Below are 585 nucleotides of genomic sequence, written 5' to 3'. Positions count from 1 at the left end.
GAGTGTCAGAAGTACCTCGACGAGGGCAAGCACCGGCGCCTCTACACGTTCAGCGAGGCGGACTATCAGGAGGCGGCTGGCGTGTGGTCGAATGACGAGGTGGCGCTGCCTGGCGATCCGCCGGGTAACCTAGAGGTAGTCAACGGCTATCCGGAGGGCGGCAAGATCCCGGAACTCGACGGCAACTATGGTGCGTTCGCACCGGACTACGCCCCGGAGGAGATCTTCGAGATCGCCAGCAAGCTCTACAAGAAAGGGCGCTGAGCCCCGCCCCCTGTTCGCGGACAGGAGGCAGACCCTTCGTAGACTGGACCAACGTTGACGTTGCCCCGCGGGCTGGATCCGCGGGGCGATCGGCTCTTATTTCCCGCTGGGGGCGGCGCCGCTACCGGTGGCGCCGTTGCCCGAACCGCTGCCGGCGGGCGCGCCGGGTGTGCTGACGGGGGGGCCACCGCTAGTGCCAGGCCCCGTACCTGTGCTCATCGTACCCGTGCCCATAGAGCCGCTGCCGCTCTCCATGGACTTCTCAGAGTTGCTCTTTACCGAGCCCGGATTGTTCATGTTGCCCTCGGCGCTGCCGCCGCC

The 585-nt window shown here is 66.7% G+C and carries 1 pseudogene; it reads left to right on the top strand.

Going from position 1 to position 585, the window contains the following annotated elements:
• A pseudogene (locus MKK75_RS22125) lies at positions 1 to 264 on the top strand (manganese catalase family protein); the annotation flags it as partial.
• Positions 265 to 585 lie beyond the last annotated feature (321 nt).

Source organism: Methylobacterium sp. J-030, from assembly GCF_022829545.1.
In the GTDB taxonomy this organism is placed as follows: Bacteria; Pseudomonadota; Alphaproteobacteria; order Rhizobiales; family Beijerinckiaceae; genus Methylobacterium.
Note: the sequence above shows the minus strand (reverse complement) of the source record. Positions and strands in the feature narration are given on the sequence as shown.